The following is a 19,099-nucleotide window of genomic DNA, read 5'->3' as shown; positions in this document are numbered from 1 at the left end:
CAGACCATCGGTCTGCCAATAGGAGACCCGATCTCTGCAATCGGAACTCCGATGCCTGGTCCGGATACGATGGCGGCGTGAAGAAACGGACGCCCGTCACCGTCGACGCCGTGGCCGGCCTCGGCGGGCAGCTGCCGGCGCACGCCGACCTGAACCTGCTGCGCACCTTCCTGGCCGTCTACCGCGCCGGTACGTTCACCGCCGCCGCGCCCGTGCTCGGGCTGTCCCAGCCCACGGTGACCGCGCAGATCCGCACCCTGGAGCAGCAGACCGGTCGCGAGCTGTTCACCCGGCTGCCCCGCGGTGTGCGGCCCACCGCCCTGGCCCACGAGCTGGCCGCCCGGATCGCGAGCCCGCTGGACGCGCTCGCCGCCCTGGAGAGCGGCTCCGTGGCCGACCACGCCCTGCCCGTGCACCTCGCCGGCCCGTCGGAACTGCTGTGCGTCCGTGTGCTGCCGGCCCTGAGTCCCCTCGTGGCGGACGGCATTCAGCTCCGGGTCGCCCAGGGACTGCCCGAACCGCTGCTGGAGGAGCTGCGGACGGGCCGCCACGACCTGGTGATCGCCACCCGGCGGCCCCGGGGTCGTGCCCTGGAGTCCGTGCCGCTCACCGACGAGGAGTACCTCCTCGTCGCCGCTCCCGCCTGGGCCGAGCGCATCGCCGCGCACGCGCCGCCGGACGACCCGTGCGGCCTGCACGCCGCCCTGCGCGAGGTCCCCCTGGTCACCTACGCCGACGACCTGCCGATCCTGCGGCGCTACTGGCGGACCGTCTTCGGCAAACAGCTCACCGGGCACGCCGCGGTCACCGTGCCCAACCTCTACGCGGTCCTCTCCGCGGTCAACGCCGGGGCCGGCGTCAGCGTGCTGCCCCGCTCGCTGTGCCAGGACCACCTCGACTCCGGCCGGCTGGTCCTGCTGCACGACCCGGAGGAACCTCCCCTGAACACCCTGTTCCTGGTCCAGCGGCCGGGCGCCGAGGCCAACCCCGGCGTGATCCGGGTGCGCGACACCCTGCGTCGGGCGGCCGGCGACTGGTAGCCGGACCCGCCCCCGGTCTCCGTGCGTGTCAGGGGCTCGCCGTCCGCCCCGGCCGGGGGTGTCGCCCGGTGCGGGCCCGGGTCGGCGGCGCCGTACGCCTCCCGGACGCGTCGGTCGCTGACGCGGAGCGCGAGGAGGGCGGCGCACAGGCACAGGGCCGCCAGGGTGAGGAAGGCGACCCGGTCGGCGAACGCGCTGCCGGCGCCGTCCGGCGGGGTGAGCGAGGCCGCCAGGGTGCCGGCCAGGGCCACTCCGAAGGCACCGGCGGTCTGCCGCTGCACGTTGAGGAGGGTGGTGGCGTCGGCCGTGCGGGAGGGCGGGATCGTGACGAAGGCGGCGTTCTGGGCGCTCGCGAAGAGGAGGCCCACGGATGAGCCGAGCAGGTACATCGCCGGGTACAGGGCGAGGGGATGCGGGGCGGCGGTGAGGACCGCCAGGAGGACGATGACCAGCACGGCTCCGGCGCCGCCGCCCACCGTCAGCCGGCGCGGGCCGACCCGGTCGTGGAGTCGGGGCACGACCTGGGAGGCGGTCAGCATGCCGAGCGCCTCCGGGAACGTGGCCAGGCCCGAGTGGAGGGCGTCGTACCTCAAGTCGGTCTGCAGGAACTGGGGGTAGAGGTACAGGACGCCCATGAAGGCGGCCCCGGTGGGCAGCAGGACCAGCTGTGTCGTGCGGAACAGCTGGTCCTCGACCACCCGGAGGTCGACCACGGATCTCCTGGTGCGCAGTTCCCACGGCACCAGCACGGCGAGGGCGAGCGCGCCTCCCACCAGCGCAACCAGTGTGCCCGCGCTTCCCCAGCCCCGGTCCGGCGCCCCGGTGAGGGCGTAGAGGACGGCTGCGAGACCGCCGCCCGCCACGACGAAGCCGGGCACGTCGAACCGGGGCGCTCCCGGCCCGGGGCAGTCGGGCAGCGCACTCAGCCCGAAGACCAGCGCGAGCACTCCGACGGGCATGTTGACCAGGAACACCCAGTGCCAGGACGCGGTGTCCACTGGCCAGCCGCCGAGGACCGGCCCCAGCGCGGGGGCCACGGCGGTCGGCAGCATGACGTACTGCTGTGCGCGCAGCCGCTCGGTCCCCGATCGCCGCCGGCAACACCGCCGTCCCCAAGCCGGCCGAGGACGCCCCGCTCACGGCGCTGTACCTGGCCCGGCTGGCACTGGAGGCGGGCATCCCGCCCGGCGTCCTCAACGTCGTCACCGGATACGGCGACGAAGCCGGCGCCGCGCTGCCCGCCCACCCGGGCATCCGCAAGATGAGCTTCACCGGCTCGCCCGCCACCGGCACCGCCGTCATGGAGGCCTGCGCCCGCAACCTCATCCCCCTGCAACTGGAGCTGGGCGGCAAGTCCCCGCAGCTCGTGCTGCCCGACGCGGACCTGGACCGGGCCGTACCGGCGATCGTGCGGAGCATCGTGATGAACAGCGGCCAGGTGTGCGCGGCCGGCTCCCGCGTCCTGGTGCACTCCTCGCGGCACGACCGGCTGGTGACGGCGCTCGCCGAGGAGTTCCGCACCGTGCGGGTCGGCCGCTGGGACGAACCGGTCGACATGGGCCCGCTGATCAACGCCCGGCGGGAGAAGCGGGTGCTGGACTACCTCGCGATCGGCAGGGAGGAAGGCGCCGAGGTCGTCGTGGGCGGCGGCAAGCTGAGCGAACCGCCGTACGCGGACGGCTACTTCGTCGAGCCGACCCTCTTCGACCGGGTCCGCCCGGGGATGCGGATCGCCCAGGAGGAGATCTTCGGTCCGGTGCTGTCGGTCCTCACCTACGAGGACGAGGAGGAGGCCGTCGAGATCGCCAACGGCACCCGCTACGGGCTGACCGCGACGGTCTGGACGCGGGACATCGGGCGTGCCGTACGGTTGGCCCGCCGCGTCCAGGCCGGTCAGATCGCCGTCAACACCCTGGGCGACGGCGGCCCGGCCGGTGCCATCGGCGCCCCCTTCGGCGGCTACAAGCACAGCGGCTTCGGCCGCTCGATGGGCCCCGACTACGTGGAGGACAGGACGCAGGTCAAGGCGGTGGTCATCAACGCCGGTTGATTCGGCAGCGCCCCCGAAGGGGCGCGAGGAACTGCGCGACCAGCCACGAAGGCGCCGCAGTCGGCAGACGGCAGACGGCAGACGCCACATCACGGCGCTCCCAGCGAAGCGCTCACGCGGTCTTCGCCGCCCGGGCCCGATGGGCCGCCACCGTCGTCCGACTCGCGCACGCATTGGAACAGAACCGGCGCGTCCGGTTCCGCGACTGGTCCACGAAGTAGTTTCCGCACCCGGCCGCGGCGCACCGCCCGAGCGTCACCGCCGGGTCCCCGGCCACGACCAGGGCGAGCTTGGCGGCGATCAGCTGGCCGGCCCAGCGCTCGGCCGGGGTGCCGTTGCGGCTGAAGTGGATGTGCCAGCCGAGGCCGTCATGGTCGGACAGGTGCATGTCCGGCGGATAGTCGCGCAGCAGACGGTGCACGGCTTCGGGGGCGGTGCCGTCGACCGACTGCGCAAGGGCCGCGCGCACCAGGACCGGCAGTTCGCCGTAGTCGCCGTCCGGCGGCGGAGTGACCTCGTGCTCCGCGAAGAACTCGGCGACCAGTTCGCCGTGCGGGTCGAGGGTCCCGGTGTTGGCCAGTTCGACGGCCAACCGCGTCACGTTCCCGATGTAGTCACCGTATTGCACTTGACCGCCTACATAGCCGCTTTTACTGTAGGCGCCATGCTAGCCGATGACACCTACATAGCCCGCCGTCTGCTGCTGCTCGGGGAGTGGGACGCAGCGCTCGCCGCCCTGGGCCCGGACGGCGAGCCGGAGTTGCGTGCGGAGATCGCCGTCGACCGCTGGTTCTTCAGGATCGACGGTCACGAGGAGGCCGAGAAGGCGGTCGCGGCGCTCGATCCCGCGTCGCCGACCGCCCATCTGCTCACAGCTCGACTCGCCTACAGCCGCCTGCTGTTCCGGCGCGCCCCCCGCGCCGACGACCGTGCCGTGGCCGAGTCCGGCTACCGCGCGGCGGCCAGGACCGGCGACGAGAAGCTGCGCGGCTGGGCCGAGTACCACTGGGCCGTCCTGCTGGACAACATCGACGAGGACCCGGCAGGCGCCGTCCCGCGCTACGAGACCGCACTGGAGATCGCCACCAGGACCGGCGACGGCTACTTCGAGTCCTACATCATCCGGCACCTCGCACCGCACAAGGAGCCCGCCGAGCGCATCGCGATGCTGCGCCGCTCACTCCACCTGCGCGCCGCACTCGGCGCCCGGCCCCAGACCGTGGCCGCGCAGGCCCTCCTCGCCGACAACCTCCCCGAGGACGACCCCGAACGGGCCGAACTCATGCGGACGTTCCGCCCGGGTGCGGAAGAACTGCGCATCGGCTGGCTCCTGTCCGGGAGCTGATGCGCCGGGCACCCGGCCCCGCGCAGAACACGGCGGGGTCGAGCCGGTCTCGGCCCGCCCGGAAACATCACCTGAGCGCTCCACCTGCACAGGGGTGCCCCGAGGACGCCGTCCCCGGTTGTCCGGGAGCGGACGGCGTGCTCCGGCTGCAGCCGACGGTGCCCCGCGGAGAGGCCGTCGTGACGGCCTCTCGGTATGACCCGCCCGCGGCCGCTCTCCTTCGGCGGACGCGAGTGGATCGTGTTCGCGAAGAAGGACGACCGTGAGCTGGTCGTCGCCAAGGACGACCTCACCGACGCCGCGTACAACAGCGCGTACAACCCGACCACGGGCCAGGCGCTCTACACCACCTGGGAGAACAGCGAACTCCGTTCCTACCTGAACGGCACGTTCTACGACACCTTCAGCGCCGACGACCAGTCGCAGGTCATCAGCACCCGGATCGGCAACTCGCCGAACACCGACTACAAGACGCTGGCCGGGAGCGACACGACGGACGACATCCTCCTGCTGTCACGGCAGGAGTACGAGACCTACATCGGCTCCGACCAGACGCTGGTCAGCGCCCTGAAGCATCTGGTGGAACGAGCCCACTCGTCAGCCTCAGCCCAGGGACTTCACCAGGCGTTCGATGCGGGCGGCGACCTTCTCGGCTGTGCCCTCGACGTAGAAGCCGTCGCGGGCCTCGTAGGTGTAGTGGTCGTAGTTCCAGCGGTCGGGCATGTTCTTGGCGCCGCCCTCGAACATCGACATGACGAACGTGCTGGGGAAGTGGGAGGCCTTGCGAATGGCCGTGGCGGTGCTGGTGGACAGCTCCGGCTCCACGCCGGCGAAGACGCCCTTGCCCACCTGGAAGACCCAGAGCGGGATGTCGACGCCGGTGGTCGGGGTGTAGGTCGCGGACTCGACCGGACCGGTGGGGCGGTCCGTGGTCATCTGGGTGGTGGTGACGGAGTCGGTCAGGAGGCGGACGGAGACGTTCTTGCCGCTCTCGTAGCGGCTGATGGCCTGGGCGACCCGCACGATCTCGTTGCCGAGACGCTCGCTCTGCGCGGTCAGCAGGGCGAACCCGGCATCCTGGAGGTCGACGCCGTACGTCCACCCCTTGTCCTTGTCGATGGTGTACCGCTTGGATCGATAGGCGGGGAACTGGTCACCGCAGGCGCCGACCAGCCAGAACCCGATCGCTCCGGAGTACTGCGCCTCCACATGGGCCATCGCCGCGCCGGCGAGGTCGGCGGTGATCGGCAGGTTGCCGTCGGCCATCTTGGAGTCCTGCATGACACAGGACTGCACGTTGTAGTTGGTGAGCACGGCGATCGGGTTGCCGTCGAGGTCGTTGAAGCGGGCCACGTACACGCCGTCGTCCGATTCGCCCTGCTCGTTGACGCCGAGCCAGTAGCCGTCCGCGGTGGAGACGTTGCGGTTGACGTTGACGTCGGCGGAACCGGAGCCGTAACCGACCTGGGCGTCCTGCAGGTTCTTGACGGCGGCGGCGACCGCGGTCCTGGTCGCGTCCGCGATCCCCTGCACGTAGGCGGCGGCTCCGGCCGACGAGGTGCTGTCGGCGACGTGCGGTGCGGAGAAGCAGTGCGTCACCGTGACCATGATGTCGGCGGAGGCGATCCCGGTGGCTGCCGCGATGGCCGTGCGCATCAGCGCGATCGCCTCCGCGCTGATCGAGGTCAGGTCCAGCACGGCCAGCGCGAAGCTGCGCGATCCGGACTCCACCAACAGCACGCGGACGTACAGGTCGTCGTGGACCGAGGTGAAGGTGTCCAGTGGAAGGACGGAGGCAGCCGGCGTGAACGCCGCCTTGCCCGCGCCGACTTTCAACGTGCTCGGCGCCTTGTCGGCGGCCCCGGCCGGGGCGGCGACACCCACGACCGCCGAGACCGCCGCCGCAGCGACCGCCGTCGTCGCCACGAAGGTGCGGCGGCTCACGTCGACCGCAGAGCCGGAAACCTCGATCTCACTGGCCTGTCCCTCAAGCATTGCAAACCTCCACAAGAAAAGTGGGTCGCGCGCCGTGATTTTCGCTGCCCGCACACGGTGAACGTCACGCCGGCAGCAGCGCCGTAACACTGACGAAGCATCACATCGGTTCAGGAAGGCAGCAATTCGCGGGCTGCAAACTGAGGTTTCATACGGTGTGTGTTGACGGTGAACAGTGCGGCGAGGACTCTTCTGGCCGCAGGACGGGAAATTCGAGATCCGATGATCAACACCCCTGGCGAATCACATGGATCTCACAGGCAATTCATCAGCGGTATTTCACAGCACTTTCATCGGTCACGGCCAGTCGTGTGCCAGAAATGCGGTGGACCATGACCCTGACTACGCCTTGGCCACCGATCATCACATCCGAGTCGCAAGGAGTCAGTCTTGACAAGCAGGCGTGCATTTATCGCGGGATCCGTCGGAACGGGACTCGCGGTCGTCGGCGGTGCGACCTTCCAGGCGTCCGCGGCCGGCGACCGGAACACGCTGGCCGCCGGCGGTTCGGGCCACGTCCGGAGCGTCACCGCGATCACCGAGGTGTACGGGGACGGGCAGAAGTTCGTGGCGGTGGCGCTGGAGTACGGCCACGACGTCGTAGACCGCCACCTGACCACGTCCACCTTCACCGTCAGCGGCCGCACGGTCACCGACGTGTACGCCAACCGCGCAGCCGAGCGGGCGACGCGCGGCGAGAACGGCCGGTTCGTGGTCGTCGAGCTGTCTCCCGACGACTCGGGCGCCGCCCTCTGGTCCACCGGTGGGGGTGGTGGGGGCGGCACGCCTCCCGGCTCCCCCGCCCCGACGGCCACCCCGACGGCCCCCCCTTCGGCGAGCGCTTCGGCCGGCGGGGCGGCGAGCGGCCCGACCATCCTCACGCCGTCGGCCACCGTGACGCAGGCCGGAACCGTCTACACCACCGCCGGCCGCCGTTACGAACCCGACGGAACCGCGCTGACCACCGACCGAGTGGTCAACCCCGTGGTGGACGACTTCGTCCAGCGCACCTTCGCCGATCCGGTGACCGGCGAGAGCCTGCCCTACAACCTCTTCGTCCCGCGCGACTACAACCCGCACAAGAAGTACCCGCTGGTGCTGTTCATGCACGACGCCAGCGTCGTCGGAGCTCCCGTGCTCGGACCACTGGTCCAGGGCCTGGGCGCGGTCTGCTGGGCGACGCCCGAGGACCAGGCCAGGCACGAGTGCTTCGTCCTGGCCCCGCAGTACCCGTCCGTGGTCGTCGAGGACGACTACAACCCGACGGCCCTGTTCGACACCACCATCAACCTGGTCGAGCACCTGACCGATGCCTACAGCATCGACCCCAAGCGCCGCTACACCACCGGCCAGTCGATGGGCGCGATGATGTCGCTGGGCTTCGGCATCCGCTACACCGACGTGTTCGCGGCCCTGTACATCGTGGCCGGCCAGTGGCCCGCGGCACAGGCCACGCCTCTGGCCTCGAAGAAGATGTGGGTCCACGTCTCGCAGGGTGACGCCAAGGCCTTTCCCGGCGAGAACGCCATCATGCAGGTCGTCGAGGCGGAAGGTACCGAGATCGCCACCGCGGCCGGCTGGGACGCCCAGTTCACCCAGGCCGAGTACGCCGCCGCCGTCCGAGCGATCGAGGCCCAGAAGGCACCGGTGCAGTACACCACCTACCTCGCGGGAACCGTCAGCGGAGCGGGTGCCGACGCCGGCGCCGAACACACGGGGACCTGGCGCTATGCGTACACCATTCCCGGAATTCGGGACTGGGTCTTCCGGCAGTCGCTGTAGGAGGCGCCGTCGCCGCAAAGGATGCCCGCGGTCCGTGCCCCTCGATGTCGCCCGGGGCACGGACCGCCCGTTCCGTCCGGAGCGGGATTTCCCGCAATCGGCGGCCCACCGTCGCATGATGGCGATTCCAGCCCGTCGTCTGTTTCGCCACCGTGTACACGACCCCGTCCCCAATGACGCAGTCCGGCGTATTTCCAGAGCGACATCGGCGAATTCGCGCCATGATTGGCGTTCCGGAGCACACCGTCCAAAGGACGTTCCGCAAACAGCCTTCTGGTTGATTCGGCCGCGGCGTGCCCGGTCATGGCCACCACCATGTGAACCGGCGCCGGACCGCGCCGGCGGGGATCGGCCGAGAACTACCCCCGAGGCACCGCGGCAACGCGCCCGTCGAGGTACATGAGGGCCAGCTTCGCGGCATCCGCGCCGGAGGTGACCGCGCCGTCCGCCCAGCCGATCCAGCGTCGTGACAGGTCTCCGCCGGCGAACGGCAGCAGGGGCTCATGGGACGACAGCTCCTGTCTCGCGGCGGCGCTGGACTTCCCTGAACTGCTTTGCTGAGGCCCGCGCGACGGGTTCCACATCCAGGCGGACGGCCGTAGCGCCTCCACACCCTCCGGGCGTGTGCCGCGCCCCCGCCCGGCGCACCCTGCTCACGGCAGCCGGTTCGCCCACGGCTGCCGTGAGCGAATCCCGCCCGCGCACGGCCCGTCACAGCGGCTTCAGGCGACAGTGACCGTCTCGGCCGCGGCCGAGGCGGCCCGCAGGGCGGCCGCGAGCTGTTCGAGGTACTCGCGCATCAGCCCGACGAGGTCGAGCGAGCCGCCGCTGAGCACCCACTGCAACTGCAGTCCGTCGCTCATCGCGATGTAGCGCCGCGCAACCGCCACGTAGTCGACGTCGTCGCGGAGGAACCCCTTGTCGGCAGAGATCCGGAACTCCTCGGCGACCGCCTGAACCACCTTGTCGTACTGGGTGGCGTACAGAGCGTGGGCGGGACCGGCGGGGTCGCACGGTCGGCTCGGCGACGCCCGCGGACGTCGCGAAGGCCACGGAGCGCGCGGCCCAGGCCCAGCGGGAGTGGGCCGCCAGGCCGTACACCGACCGTGCCGCGGTGCTGCGCCGTGCCGCGGCGCTGTTCGAGCGGCATCAGCAGGAGATCGAGACCTGGCTCGTGCGCGAATCCGGCGCCATCCGCCCGTTCGCCACGTTCCAGACCCTCGGCGGCGGCGCCGACGAGTGCCACGAGGCCGCCGCCCTGGCCGCCGCGCCCTACGGCGAAGTGCTGCGGACGGCACAGCGACGGCTGTCCTTCGCCCGCCGCGTGCCTGTCGGCGTCGTCGGCGTCATCGCCCCTTTCAACGCACCGCTCATTCTGGCGGTACGTGCCGTGGCCCCGGCGCTCGGGCTCGGCAACGCGGTGATACTGAAGCCGGATCCGCGGACCCCGGTCTCCGGCGGTGTCGTGTTCGCCCGCGTCTTCGAAGAGGCCGGGCTGCCCGACGGGTTGCTGCACGTCCTGCCCGGGGGTGCGGAGACCGGGGCGGCGCTGGTGGAGGACCCGCAGGTACCGGTCATCGCGTTCACCGGCTCCACCCGGGCCGGACGGGCGATCGCCGCGGCGGCGGCCGACCGGCTCAAGCGGGTGCATCTCGAACTCGGCGGGAACTCCGCGCTGGTCGTGTGCGCGGACGTGCTGGTGGAGATCCTCACCGCGCTGCCGCGGGACATCGTGATCGGCCGCGAAGTACCCATGCTCTCCGCGGCCGAGGCCGGAGAACCCACCCTGGTTCGGGTCCGTCGGCGCGTACGCGCGGTCCGCGACGTGCCGGCCGCCGCGGGCGTCGGACGACTCCCTCCCGGGAATGCGTAGCCGACCCGGTTTCGCCGCCCTCTCAACCGACTTCGAGGAGACGACGTGGCACCACCTTTCATGGACGTGTACGGGCCGTGGGCCGTCGTCGCCGGCGGATCCGACGGCGTCGGTTCCGCCTTCGCGCACAAGATCGCTGCCCGGGGCCCGGACGTCGTGCTCGTGGCCCGCCGCGTCCCCGTGCTGGAGGCGTCGGCCGCCGAGATCCGCGAGAAGTACGGTGTCCGGGTGCACACGGTCGCACTCGATCTCAGCGTCCCGGACGCCGCCGCGGACCTCGTCAAAGCCACCTCCGATCTTGAGATCGGACTCTTCGTCTTCAACGCGGGTGCCGACGACGCCGGCGTCCCGTTCCTGCACAAGAACGTCGAGACCCACGCCTTCCTGATCCGGCGCAACTGCAGCGCGGTGATGGAGACGGCCCACCACTTCGGCGCCCCCATGACGGCGCGGGGACACGGCGGACTGATCCTGGTGACGTCGGGCGCGGCCTGGGCGGGCGGCGCGACACTGTCCGTCTACGGAGCGACGAAGGCGTTCGACCTCCTCCTGGCCGAGGGCCTGTGGGCGGAGTGGCACGAAGCGGGCCTGCACGTCCTCGGCCTGGTGCTCGGCCGCACCGACACCCCTTCCCTGCGACGGACGCTGAAAGGCAAGGGTGAGGGCGTCCCCCAGCGAGCTCGCCGACCCGAACGACGTGGCGGAAGCGGCACTGGAGCACCTGGCCGACGGTCCGGTCTGGATCTACGGCAGCGCCGACCCAACCGGCGCCTCACCACTGGGCATGTTGAGCCGCCGTGACGCCGTACTGCTGATGAGTCGGTCCTGGTCGGCCAAGTCCAGCTGAGAGACCACCCGACTCCCGCAGCTGACGGCCTGGAAAATAGGGTGCGGTCGGCTGAACTGGGGTGGTAGGCACGAGATGTGACAGAGAGTCTTGAGTATTCCTCCCTGCTGCAACTGATCGACGAGCGGTCGGCCGCGTTCCGGAGTGCGGTTGCCGCCGCGCCCAGCGTGGACGCGCCGGTCCCGTCCTGCCCCGAGTGGACGTTGTTCGATCTGGTGCAGCACCTGGGTACGGGCCAGCGCTGGTGGGCCGCGATCGTCGCCGCGGGCCCGGCCGAGGCTCCGCCGGCCAAGGATGCCGCAGAGGTGCCGCGCGAGCTCGAGGCGCTGCTGGCCTGGTACGCCGAGTCGAACGAGCTGCTGCTGAGTGCGCTGCGCGAGGCCGGCCCGGAGCGCGCGTGCTGGGCGTGGTGGGGCGCCGGCGTGTCGCCGGCGAATGCCTGGGGCGTTGCCCGGCGCCGGGTGCACGAGGTGCTGGTGCACACCTACGACGCCCAGCTCGCCGCAGGCGCCGTGCAGCCGATGCCGGCGGACGTCGCGATCGACGGCGTGGCCGAGTTTCTCGACACCTGCAACTCCACCCCGGCGGCCTGGCCGCACGAGGCCGCCACCATCCACTACCACGCCACCGAGGGCCGCTCCTGGCTCCTCGCGCTGGACGGCACCGGCGCCTGGCCCGCACCCCTCACGGACGACGTCGCGCCCGCCTCCGCTTCGGCCACGGGCACGGCCGAGCAACTGCTCCTCTTCGTCTGGGGCCGCCTCACGCTGAGGGACCTGAAGATCGAGGGCGACCAGCAGGTGTTCGAGCAGCTGATCGCCTGGGAGCCCGAGGAGTAGCCAGCCAACACCGCCGGCGGACGACCTCGACCCACGCGCGCCGGCCCTGCCTCACTGGGAAACCCTCGTCGTACTGGCCGACGCGCTCGTGGCCGCTTCCCACGACCAGTACCGCGGGTGGGGAGACGTGCGGCGGCAGACCACCCCCGCGCCCGGCGGGCTGACCGACAAGGGCACCAAGGGCGAACGGGCCCGCAGGGTTCCAGTCCACGTGCACGTCCTGCGCAGGATCGCCGGCCACTGGTCACTGACCACCACCCAGCGCTACCTGCAGCCGGACGTACACAAGACGACCGCCGCCGGACCAGCACTCTCCGCGCACTTCAGCGTGCTTCGGGCGCCCCGTTCCCTGCCAGGCCTGATCGTCATGGCCCACTGACCCCGGTCAAGGGCGCTGGTCCCCAACTGGTCCCCGAGAATGATCAAAGGCCGGTTTCGGATCGCTCCGAAACCGGCCATGACCTGTGACTGTCTCCAGTCGGGACGACAGGATGTGAACCTGCGACCCCTTGACCCCCAGTTGGGTGGTCAGTGAGCGGCGTGCGACGGGTCGTTCTTCGAGGTCAGTGTTCAGCGTACTCGGCCGAGTAAAGGAGTCTGTGTTATCAGATATGCAGGTATACCGAAACAGTTGTCGGTCCGGCTGCCGACGGCCTGGCCGCGCCCCGCATCGGCACCCGTCAGCGTGGCGGACGTGGTCGACGGAGTCGTGACAGCCGTGACCGGGCGGCCGGTTGGCGTCTTTCGAGTCTTCGCAGGCACTTCGCCGGGGCTGTGCGGCGCGAGGGTGATGAGTCAGCCGCAGTGAGCCGCGCGAACGGTGGCGCAGCCGGCCCCGACGACTGGCCGGGCATGGTGCCCGACGACCCCCATGTTCCCAGCGGCACCCCCGCAGTCGGCCTGCGCACTGTGACGGGCCAGGGCGGGTGAAGGACGCGGAGCGCCCCCGTGCCGTGAGTCCGCGCGAACGGTACCCGGCTTCCGGAGCGGCATACATTCCAGATCTCACGAAGTACCGGGGAAATTGAGCGAATCGGTTCGACGTAAGCGCTTCGACGGGAGGTCACGACCGGTGATGCGTGGGGCCGATGGCATGCCGCGCGGCGAGTGCGGCGCCGACGTGACGGTCGACGTCCGACCGCTTCGGCCGGTGTCCCGCTAACCGGCGCTCGGTGGCCCGTCTGTTGGGCTGCATCCCCTGCTCAACCGCCTGATGGTGGGTCGGCCGAGCGATCCGGGCTAGGGCGCCGGGCACATCCGCGACTGCCTCATCGTTCGAGCGACAGGCGGCCACACCGTCGTACCGCTGCTGCCACACCGCAACTTTTCGAGCACGCAGAGAGCTTGCGCACCGCGGGAATCAGCAGTCGAATCGATTCCGCAACAGGGTTCGCAGCAGGGGGCTCCACACCCGTGACAGCCCCGCGAAACCGGGAGCACCGTCTCCCCCCGAAACCTCTCCGCAATCCCACTGCACCACGGCACGCTCAAGCGCTTCGGCATGTGTCAGCGCCGCCACCACGACCCGAGCGGGTTGCGCCGGCACGGTAGGGAGATCAGATGGGAACCACACGTACAACACGCCACCTGTCGTCCGGGCGTGGTGGCGTCGCGCGGTTACTCGCGACGGTACGACACCGTGGCGGGCCCGGGAACGCGCCGTCCCAGGCGCACGTTCCTTCGCCGGCCCGCTCCCGGTGGAAGTCGTTCGCCCGGGCGGGGGCCGCGGCCGCGCTCGTCGCGGGAGCTCTGGCCGGCGCCACCGCCACGGCCGGCACGGCCCGAGCCGCCACGTCCGGACCCTGCGACATCTATGCGACAGGCGGGACGCCCTGCGTGGCGGCGCACAGCACCACGCGAGCCCTGTACGCCTCGTACAACGGGCCGCTCTACCAGGTCCGCCGTGCCTCGGACAACACCACCCGCAACATCGGCGTCCTGAGCGCGGGCGGGTACGCCGACGCCGCCGCCCAGGACTCGTTCTGCTCGGGGACGACCTGCCTGATCACGATCATCTACGACCAGTCGGGCCGTGGGAACAACCTCACCCAGGCACCCGCCGGCGGCGCGGCGGGCGGCCCCGACAACCTCGCGAACGCGACCGCCGCACCCACCACGGTGGGCGGCCACAAGGCGTACGGCGTCTTCGTGGCACCCGGCACGGGCTACCGCAACAACCACACCACCGGCATCGCCACCGGGGACAACGCCGAGGGCATGTACGCGATCCTCGACGGCACGCACTACAACGGCGGCTGCTGCTTCGACTACGGCAACGCCGAGACGGACAGCAACGACGACGGCAACGGCACCATGGAGGCCATCTACTTCGGCAACATCAAGGTCTGGGGCTACGGCAGCGGCAACGGTCCATGGATCATGGCCGACCTGGAGAACGGCCTCTTCTCCGGGGTCAATCAGCGCTACAACGCGGGCGATCCGACCATCAACCACCGCTACACGACCGCCATCATCAAGGGCGGGGCGAACCACTGGGCGATCCGCGGCGGCAACGCGCAGTCCGGTGGCCTGTCCACCTTCTACGACGGTCCGCGTCCGAACGTCGCCGGCTACAACCCGATGCGCAAGCAGGGGGCCATCATCCTGGGCACCGGCGGCGACAACAGCAAGGGCGCCCAAGGCACCTTCTACGAAGGCGTGATGACCTCCGGATACCCGTCGGACGCCACCGAGAACGCCGTCCAGGCCAACATCACCGCGGCCGGATACAGCAACTCGTCCGGCGGGACGGGCACCGGCGCGCTGCACGCGGTCGGCGCCGGCAAGTGCCTGGACGTGCCCAACTCGTCGACCACGGCCGGCACGCAGCTGCAGATCTGGGACTGCAGCGGCGGGGCCAACCAGACCTGGACCCGCACGTCCTCGGGGCCACTCACGGTGTACAGCGGCAGCAGCCAGATGTGCCTGGACGCGTACAACAACCAGACGGCCGCCGGTACCAAGGTGGTGACCTGGCCGTGCAACGGCGGCGCCAACCAGCAATGGCAGGTGAACGCCGACGGCACCGTCACCGGCACCCAGTCCGGGCTCTGCCTCGACGTCACCGGCGCATCCACGGCCAACGGCGCCCTGGCGGAACTCTGGCCGTGCAACGGCGGGTCCAACCAGCAATGGAGCCTCAACTGACCTGATCTGACCGGCTCCGGCCCGTGGCCGGGCACACCGCCGACCACGGGCCACCCGCCACCAGACGCGCCGCCACCGGAGGATGACCATGCTCAGAGCCGGAGCGCTCCGCGGCCTGTGGGCCGCTCCCACAGCTCTGCTCGCCCTGCTCGCCGGCAGTCCGGCCACCGCCGGGGTCGCGTACGCGGTTCCGGTGGAACGCCAGGCCGCGTCCGCCGACCTGTACGTGGCGCCGAATGCGGCTCCCGGCGGAAACGGCACCGCCGAGCAGCCGTTCGCCACCATCGATCAGGCAGAGCAGCCCGCGCACCGGCTCTCGGCCGACTCGGACGTCGTCGTCCACCTGGCCGGTGGCACCTACCGGCTGACCAAGCCACTTGCCTTCGGCTCCGGCGACGGCGGCCAGAACGGCCACACCATCACCTACCAGGCCATGTCCGGGCAGCAGCCGGTCGTGACCGGCGCCCAGCAGATACCGGATTGGCAGGTACATGATCAGACGAAGAACATCTGGTCGGCCCACGTAGGCCCCGGCGTGAACACGCGCCAGCTGTACGTGAACGGCAGGGAAGCACCGCGAGCGGCGATCCAGGTGCCCCGCTCCGCCTTCACCTTCACCCAGACCGGCCTGACCGTCACCGACTCCTCCCTCGACTACCTGGCCGGCCTCTCGGACCAGCACCACATGGAAGTCGAGAGCCTCAACTCCTTCACCGACCGCTATGCGCCGGTCCAGTCGATCAGCGGCAGGACCGTCACCATGCAGCAGCCCGCGTGGAACAACAACTCCTGGGGCTACGACACCATCAACGCGCCGTTCGCCGGCGGGACGATGTACCTGGAGAACAACTACGCGTTCCTGCAGCAGTCCGGACAGTGGTACCTCGACTCGTCCACCGGTGACCTGTACTACCGGGCCCAGCCGAGGCAGAACCCGAACAGCCTCGACGTCGAACTGCCCCGGCTGCAGAACCTGCTCGGCATCAGCGGCAGCTACGGCTCACCGGCCGCCGGTCTGGGCTTCAGTGGCATCCGGTTCACGGGAACCTCCTGGCTCGGACCCAGCGGACCCGACGGCTACGCGGACCAGCAGAGCGGCGCACACATCACCGGCGCCTACGCGATGCCCGCCAACTGGCTGAGCACCTGCACGTCGGGATGCACACAGTTCGAGGCCACCCGCAACCACTGGGCGCAGATGCCCGCGGCCGTCCAGGTTTCCGCCGCCACCGGCATCACGTTCTTGGGCGACACGTTCTCCGAACTGGGACAGGCCGGACTGGGCGTGGGCAACGACGCCGTCGCCACGGCCTCCGGCACCGGACTCGGCGCGAACGGCGTCACCATCACCGGCAACACGTTCACCGACACCGCCGGCAGCGGCATCCAGGTCGGCGGGATCCAGCCGGACGCGCACCACCCCGGCAACCCGCAGATGACCAACCAGAACATCACCATCAGCAACAACAAGGTCAGCGGGGTCGGCACCGACTACAAGGAGACCGCTGCCATCCTGTCCACCTACGTCACCAACGCCACCATCACCCACAACCAGTGCGACCACCTGCCCTACGACGGCATCGACATCGGCTGGGGCTGGGGCGCCAACGACCCGGGCGGCAGCCAGGACTACGTCAACCGGGGCACGTACAACTACCAGCCCGTGTACGGCACCCCCACGACGCTGAAGAACAACACCGTCACCCACAACCTGATCTTCGACACCAAGAACGCGATGTTCGACGGCGGCAGCATCTACAACCTGTCCGCGAACCCCGGCTCGGTGATCTCCGACAACTACATGTACGACAACCACCGCACCACCGCGCTGTACCTCGACGAGGGCTCCCGGTATCTGAGGGTGTCGAACAACGTGGTGCAGGACGCTGGCAACTGGGCGCTCACCAACGCCAACGCGAACAACCACACCGACGACAGCACGTTCTCCGGCAACTGGTACAACGGCGGCAACACGTACGTGGCCACCGGGCCGCCGCACAACAACGTCCTGACCGGCAACGTCCGGGTCAGCGGCACCAGTTGGCCGCAGGGCGCGCAGCAGGTCATCCAACAGGCGGGCGTCCAGTCCTCGGGCGGCGGTGGCGGCTTCCCCACCGGCTCCCACCAGCTGGTGATCGGCAGCGACAGCCTGTGCCTGGACGTGTACGGCAACTCCGGCAGCGCGGGCGCCGCGATCGACCAGTGGACGTGCAACGGGCAGGGCAACCTGCAGTTCCGGTTCGTGCCGGCCTCCGGAGGTCACGGGCAGCTGCAGGCGCAGAACTCGGACCTGGTGGTGGGGGTTTCGGGCAGCCTCACGGCCGCCGGGACGCCGGAGATCGTGCAGCAGGCGTCGAGCGGGGCGACCGGCGCCCTGTGGCTGTCGGTACGGCAGTCCGACGGCTCGTACTCCTTCCAGAACCAGAGCAGCGGCCTGTGCCTGGACGTCTACGGCGGCGGCAGCAGCCTCGGCCAACAGCTTGACCAATGGCCCTGCAAGAACACGGCCGGCAGCAACCAGGACTTCACGCCGCGCTGACCCGACTCGATTCTCGGCACCGACTCGTGGTCGGTGTCTCAACTCCCCCCACCCACAAGGAGATTGATTCATCATGTCCTGGCTCAACGAAGGGCCCCGTCTGCGCACGGTCCTGGTCCTGGCCGCCGGACTGACGACCGGCACGGCTCTGGCCCTGGCCGGCCCGGCGAGCCCCGCCGCCCACGCGGCCTCCGGCACGCTGGGCGCGGCAGCGGCCGACAGCGGCCGCTACTTCGGCACGGCCGTGCCCGCCGCCAAGCTCGGCGACTCGACGTACTCCACGATTCTCGACCGGGAATTCAACATGATCACCCCGGAGAACGAGATGAAGTGGGACACCACCGAACCGTCCCGCGGCAACTTCAACTTCGGGCCCGGCGACCAGATCGTCAACCACGCCGCCGCGCACGGACAGAGGATGCGCGGGCACACCCTCGTCTGGCACTCCCAACTCCCGTCCTGGGTCAGCTCCATCAGGGACGCGAACACCCTGCGCGGCGTGATGGACAACCACATCACCACCGAGATGAACCACTTCAAGGGCAAGATCTACGCCTGGGACGTGGTCAACGAGGCGTTCGCCGACAACGGCAGCGGCCAGCACCGCAGTTCGGTGTTCCAGGACGTGCTGGGCAACGGCTTCATCGAGGAGGCGTTCCGCACCGCGCGGACGGCCGACCCGGCGGCCAAGCTCTGCTACAACGACTACAACATCGAGAACTGGAGCGACGCCAAGACCCAGGGCGTCTACAACATGGTGCGCGACTTCAAGTCGCGCGGCGTGCCCATCGACTGCGTCGGCTTCCAGTCCCACTTCGGCACCGGCGGTCCGCCCGCGAGCTTCCAGACCACGCTGTCGAACTTCGCCGCGCTCGGCGTCGACGTACAGATCACCGAGCTGGACATCGCCCAGGCGTCACCGACGGCATACTCCAACACCGTCAAGGCATGCATGAACGTCGCGCGTTGCACCGGCATCACCGTGTGGGGCATCCGGGACAGCGACTCCTGGCGCAGCGGCGAGAACCCGCTGCTGTTCGACAACAACGGCAACAAGAAGCCCGCCTACGACGCGGTCCTGTCCGCGCTGGGCGGCGGCGGTTCGGGGAACCCGGGCGGCGGCATCGTCTCGGGCCAGGCGTACCAGGTGAGCGTGGCCTCCGCGGGGCGGGTGCTGGACGTGCCCAGCGGGCAGACCGGGAACGGCACGCCGGTGCAGGTCTGGGACGCCAACGGGAGCGCCGCGAACCAGCAGTGGCGGGCGAACCAGAACAGCGACGGCTCGTACACGTTGACCAACATCGCCAGTGGGCGGGTGCTGGACGAGCCCGGTGGCCAGACCGGCAACGGCACGCGGATGACGATCTGGGACAACAACGGCGGCGCGAACCAGCACTGGCGGGCGAGCCGGAACGGCGACGGTTCCTACACCCTGACCAATGCCGCTTCCGGCCGGGCGCTGGAGGTCCCCGCGGGGCAGAACGCCAACGGGAGCCCCGTCCAGATCTGGGACTCCAACGGCGGTGCCGACCAGCACTGGAACTTCAGGTGAGGCGACCGGCACCCAACGCTCGCACCTGATCCCCCGACGAACGCCGCGTCCGGCACTCCGGTCATCGCCGGACGCGGCTTTCGGCTGCCC

General features: G+C 70.3%; 12 protein-coding genes and 4 pseudogenes. 12 read left to right on the top strand and 4 right to left on the bottom strand.

Annotated features, from left to right (window positions below):
- Nucleotides 1-77: 77 nt before the first annotated feature.
- Entirely contained in the window at nucleotides 78-1,040 is a 963-nt protein-coding gene (locus tag ACZ4UV_RS13530) for a LysR family transcriptional regulator (RefSeq protein ID WP_451019051.1), read from the top strand.
- Between the two features lie 311 nt (nucleotides 1,041-1,351).
- Here the strand turns inward: ACZ4UV_RS13530 and ACZ4UV_RS13525 are convergent.
- Nucleotides 1,352-2,092: pseudogene (locus tag ACZ4UV_RS13525) on the bottom strand (MFS transporter); the annotation flags it as partial.
- 11 nt (nucleotides 2,093-2,103) lie between these two features.
- On the opposite strand from ACZ4UV_RS13525, the gene ACZ4UV_RS13520 reads away from it, so the two are divergent.
- Nucleotides 2,104-3,090: an aldehyde dehydrogenase family protein gene (locus ACZ4UV_RS13520; protein WP_467837833.1), complete on the top strand. Its 987-nt coding sequence runs from the start codon at nucleotides 2,104-2,106 to the stop codon at nucleotides 3,088-3,090.
- A 112-nt stretch (nucleotides 3,091-3,202) separates the two neighbouring features.
- Here ACZ4UV_RS13520 and ACZ4UV_RS13515 read toward each other — a convergent pair whose 3' ends face one another.
- Nucleotides 3,203-3,691 (bottom strand): CGNR zinc finger domain-containing protein, encoded by a 489-nt coding sequence (locus ACZ4UV_RS13515; protein WP_467837831.1) that lies wholly within the window; start codon nucleotides 3,689-3,691, stop codon nucleotides 3,203-3,205.
- Between the two features lie 63 nt (nucleotides 3,692-3,754).
- On the opposite strand from ACZ4UV_RS13515, the gene ACZ4UV_RS13510 reads away from it, so the two are divergent.
- Nucleotides 3,755-4,435 (top strand): hypothetical protein, encoded by a 681-nt coding sequence (locus ACZ4UV_RS13510; RefSeq protein ID WP_451019048.1) that lies wholly within the window; start codon nucleotides 3,755-3,757, stop codon nucleotides 4,433-4,435.
- A gap of 195 nt (nucleotides 4,436-4,630) precedes the next feature.
- A pseudogene (locus ACZ4UV_RS13505) lies at nucleotides 4,631-4,954 on the top strand (DUF6273 domain-containing protein); the annotation flags it as partial.
- 84 nt (nucleotides 4,955-5,038) lie between these two features.
- On the opposite strand, the gene ACZ4UV_RS13500 reads toward ACZ4UV_RS13505, so the two are convergent.
- Nucleotides 5,039-6,430: a hypothetical protein gene (locus tag ACZ4UV_RS13500; protein WP_451019047.1), complete on the bottom strand. Its 1,392-nt coding sequence runs from the start codon at nucleotides 6,428-6,430 to the stop codon at nucleotides 5,039-5,041.
- Between the two features lie 390 nt (nucleotides 6,431-6,820).
- Between ACZ4UV_RS13500 and ACZ4UV_RS13495 the strand changes: the two genes are divergently transcribed.
- The gene (locus ACZ4UV_RS13495) at nucleotides 6,821-8,212 is read left to right on the top strand and encodes a hypothetical protein (RefSeq protein WP_467837828.1); all 1,392 of its coding nucleotides are present in this window, start codon (nucleotides 6,821-6,823) and stop codon (nucleotides 8,210-8,212) included.
- A gap of 722 nt (nucleotides 8,213-8,934) precedes the next feature.
- Here ACZ4UV_RS13495 and ACZ4UV_RS13490 read toward each other — a convergent pair.
- Nucleotides 8,935-9,174 carry a TetR family transcriptional regulator C-terminal domain-containing protein gene (locus ACZ4UV_RS13490; RefSeq protein ID WP_467837826.1) on the bottom strand — a complete coding sequence of 80 codons (240 nt, stop codon included), beginning with the start codon at nucleotides 9,172-9,174 and terminating at the stop codon, nucleotides 8,935-8,937.
- A gap of 53 nt (nucleotides 9,175-9,227) precedes the next feature.
- On the opposite strand from ACZ4UV_RS13490, the pseudogene ACZ4UV_RS13485 reads away from it, so the two are divergent.
- The 7 genes and pseudogenes from ACZ4UV_RS13485 to ACZ4UV_RS13455 all read left to right on the top strand — a co-directional run.
- Nucleotides 9,228-9,905 (top strand): annotated as a pseudogene (locus tag ACZ4UV_RS13485) (aldehyde dehydrogenase family protein); the annotation flags it as partial.
- A 225-nt stretch (nucleotides 9,906-10,130) separates the two neighbouring features.
- Nucleotides 10,131-10,886, top strand: coding sequence for an SDR family NAD(P)-dependent oxidoreductase (locus ACZ4UV_RS13480; RefSeq protein ID WP_451019044.1), 756 nt, complete (start codon nucleotides 10,131-10,133; stop codon nucleotides 10,884-10,886).
- 123 nt (nucleotides 10,887-11,009) lie between these two features.
- Nucleotides 11,010-11,771 (top strand): maleylpyruvate isomerase family mycothiol-dependent enzyme, encoded by a 762-nt coding sequence (locus ACZ4UV_RS13475; RefSeq protein ID WP_451019043.1) that lies wholly within the window; start codon nucleotides 11,010-11,012, stop codon nucleotides 11,769-11,771.
- An 88-nt stretch (nucleotides 11,772-11,859) separates the two neighbouring features.
- Complete coding sequence (locus ACZ4UV_RS13470; protein ID WP_451019042.1) at nucleotides 11,860-12,150, top strand: hypothetical protein; 291 nt, start codon at nucleotides 11,860-11,862, stop codon at nucleotides 12,148-12,150.
- Between the two features lie 1,181 nt (nucleotides 12,151-13,331).
- Nucleotides 13,332-14,918, top strand: coding sequence for an arabinofuranosidase catalytic domain-containing protein (locus tag ACZ4UV_RS13465; protein WP_451019041.1), 1,587 nt, complete (start codon nucleotides 13,332-13,334; stop codon nucleotides 14,916-14,918).
- Between the two features lie 88 nt (nucleotides 14,919-15,006).
- Nucleotides 15,007-17,457 carry an RICIN domain-containing protein gene (locus ACZ4UV_RS13460; RefSeq protein ID WP_467837823.1) on the top strand — a complete coding sequence of 817 codons (2,451 nt, stop codon included), beginning with the start codon at nucleotides 15,007-15,009 and terminating at the stop codon, nucleotides 17,455-17,457.
- 73 nt (nucleotides 17,458-17,530) lie between these two features.
- Nucleotides 17,531-19,006: pseudogene (locus ACZ4UV_RS13455) on the top strand (glycoside hydrolase family 10 protein); the annotation flags it as partial.
- Between the last annotated feature and the right edge of the window lie 93 nt (nucleotides 19,007-19,099).

It is taken from the genome of Streptomyces sp. NPDC028289 (assembly GCF_055565975.1).
This window is presented reverse-complemented; position numbering and strand designations above follow the sequence as displayed.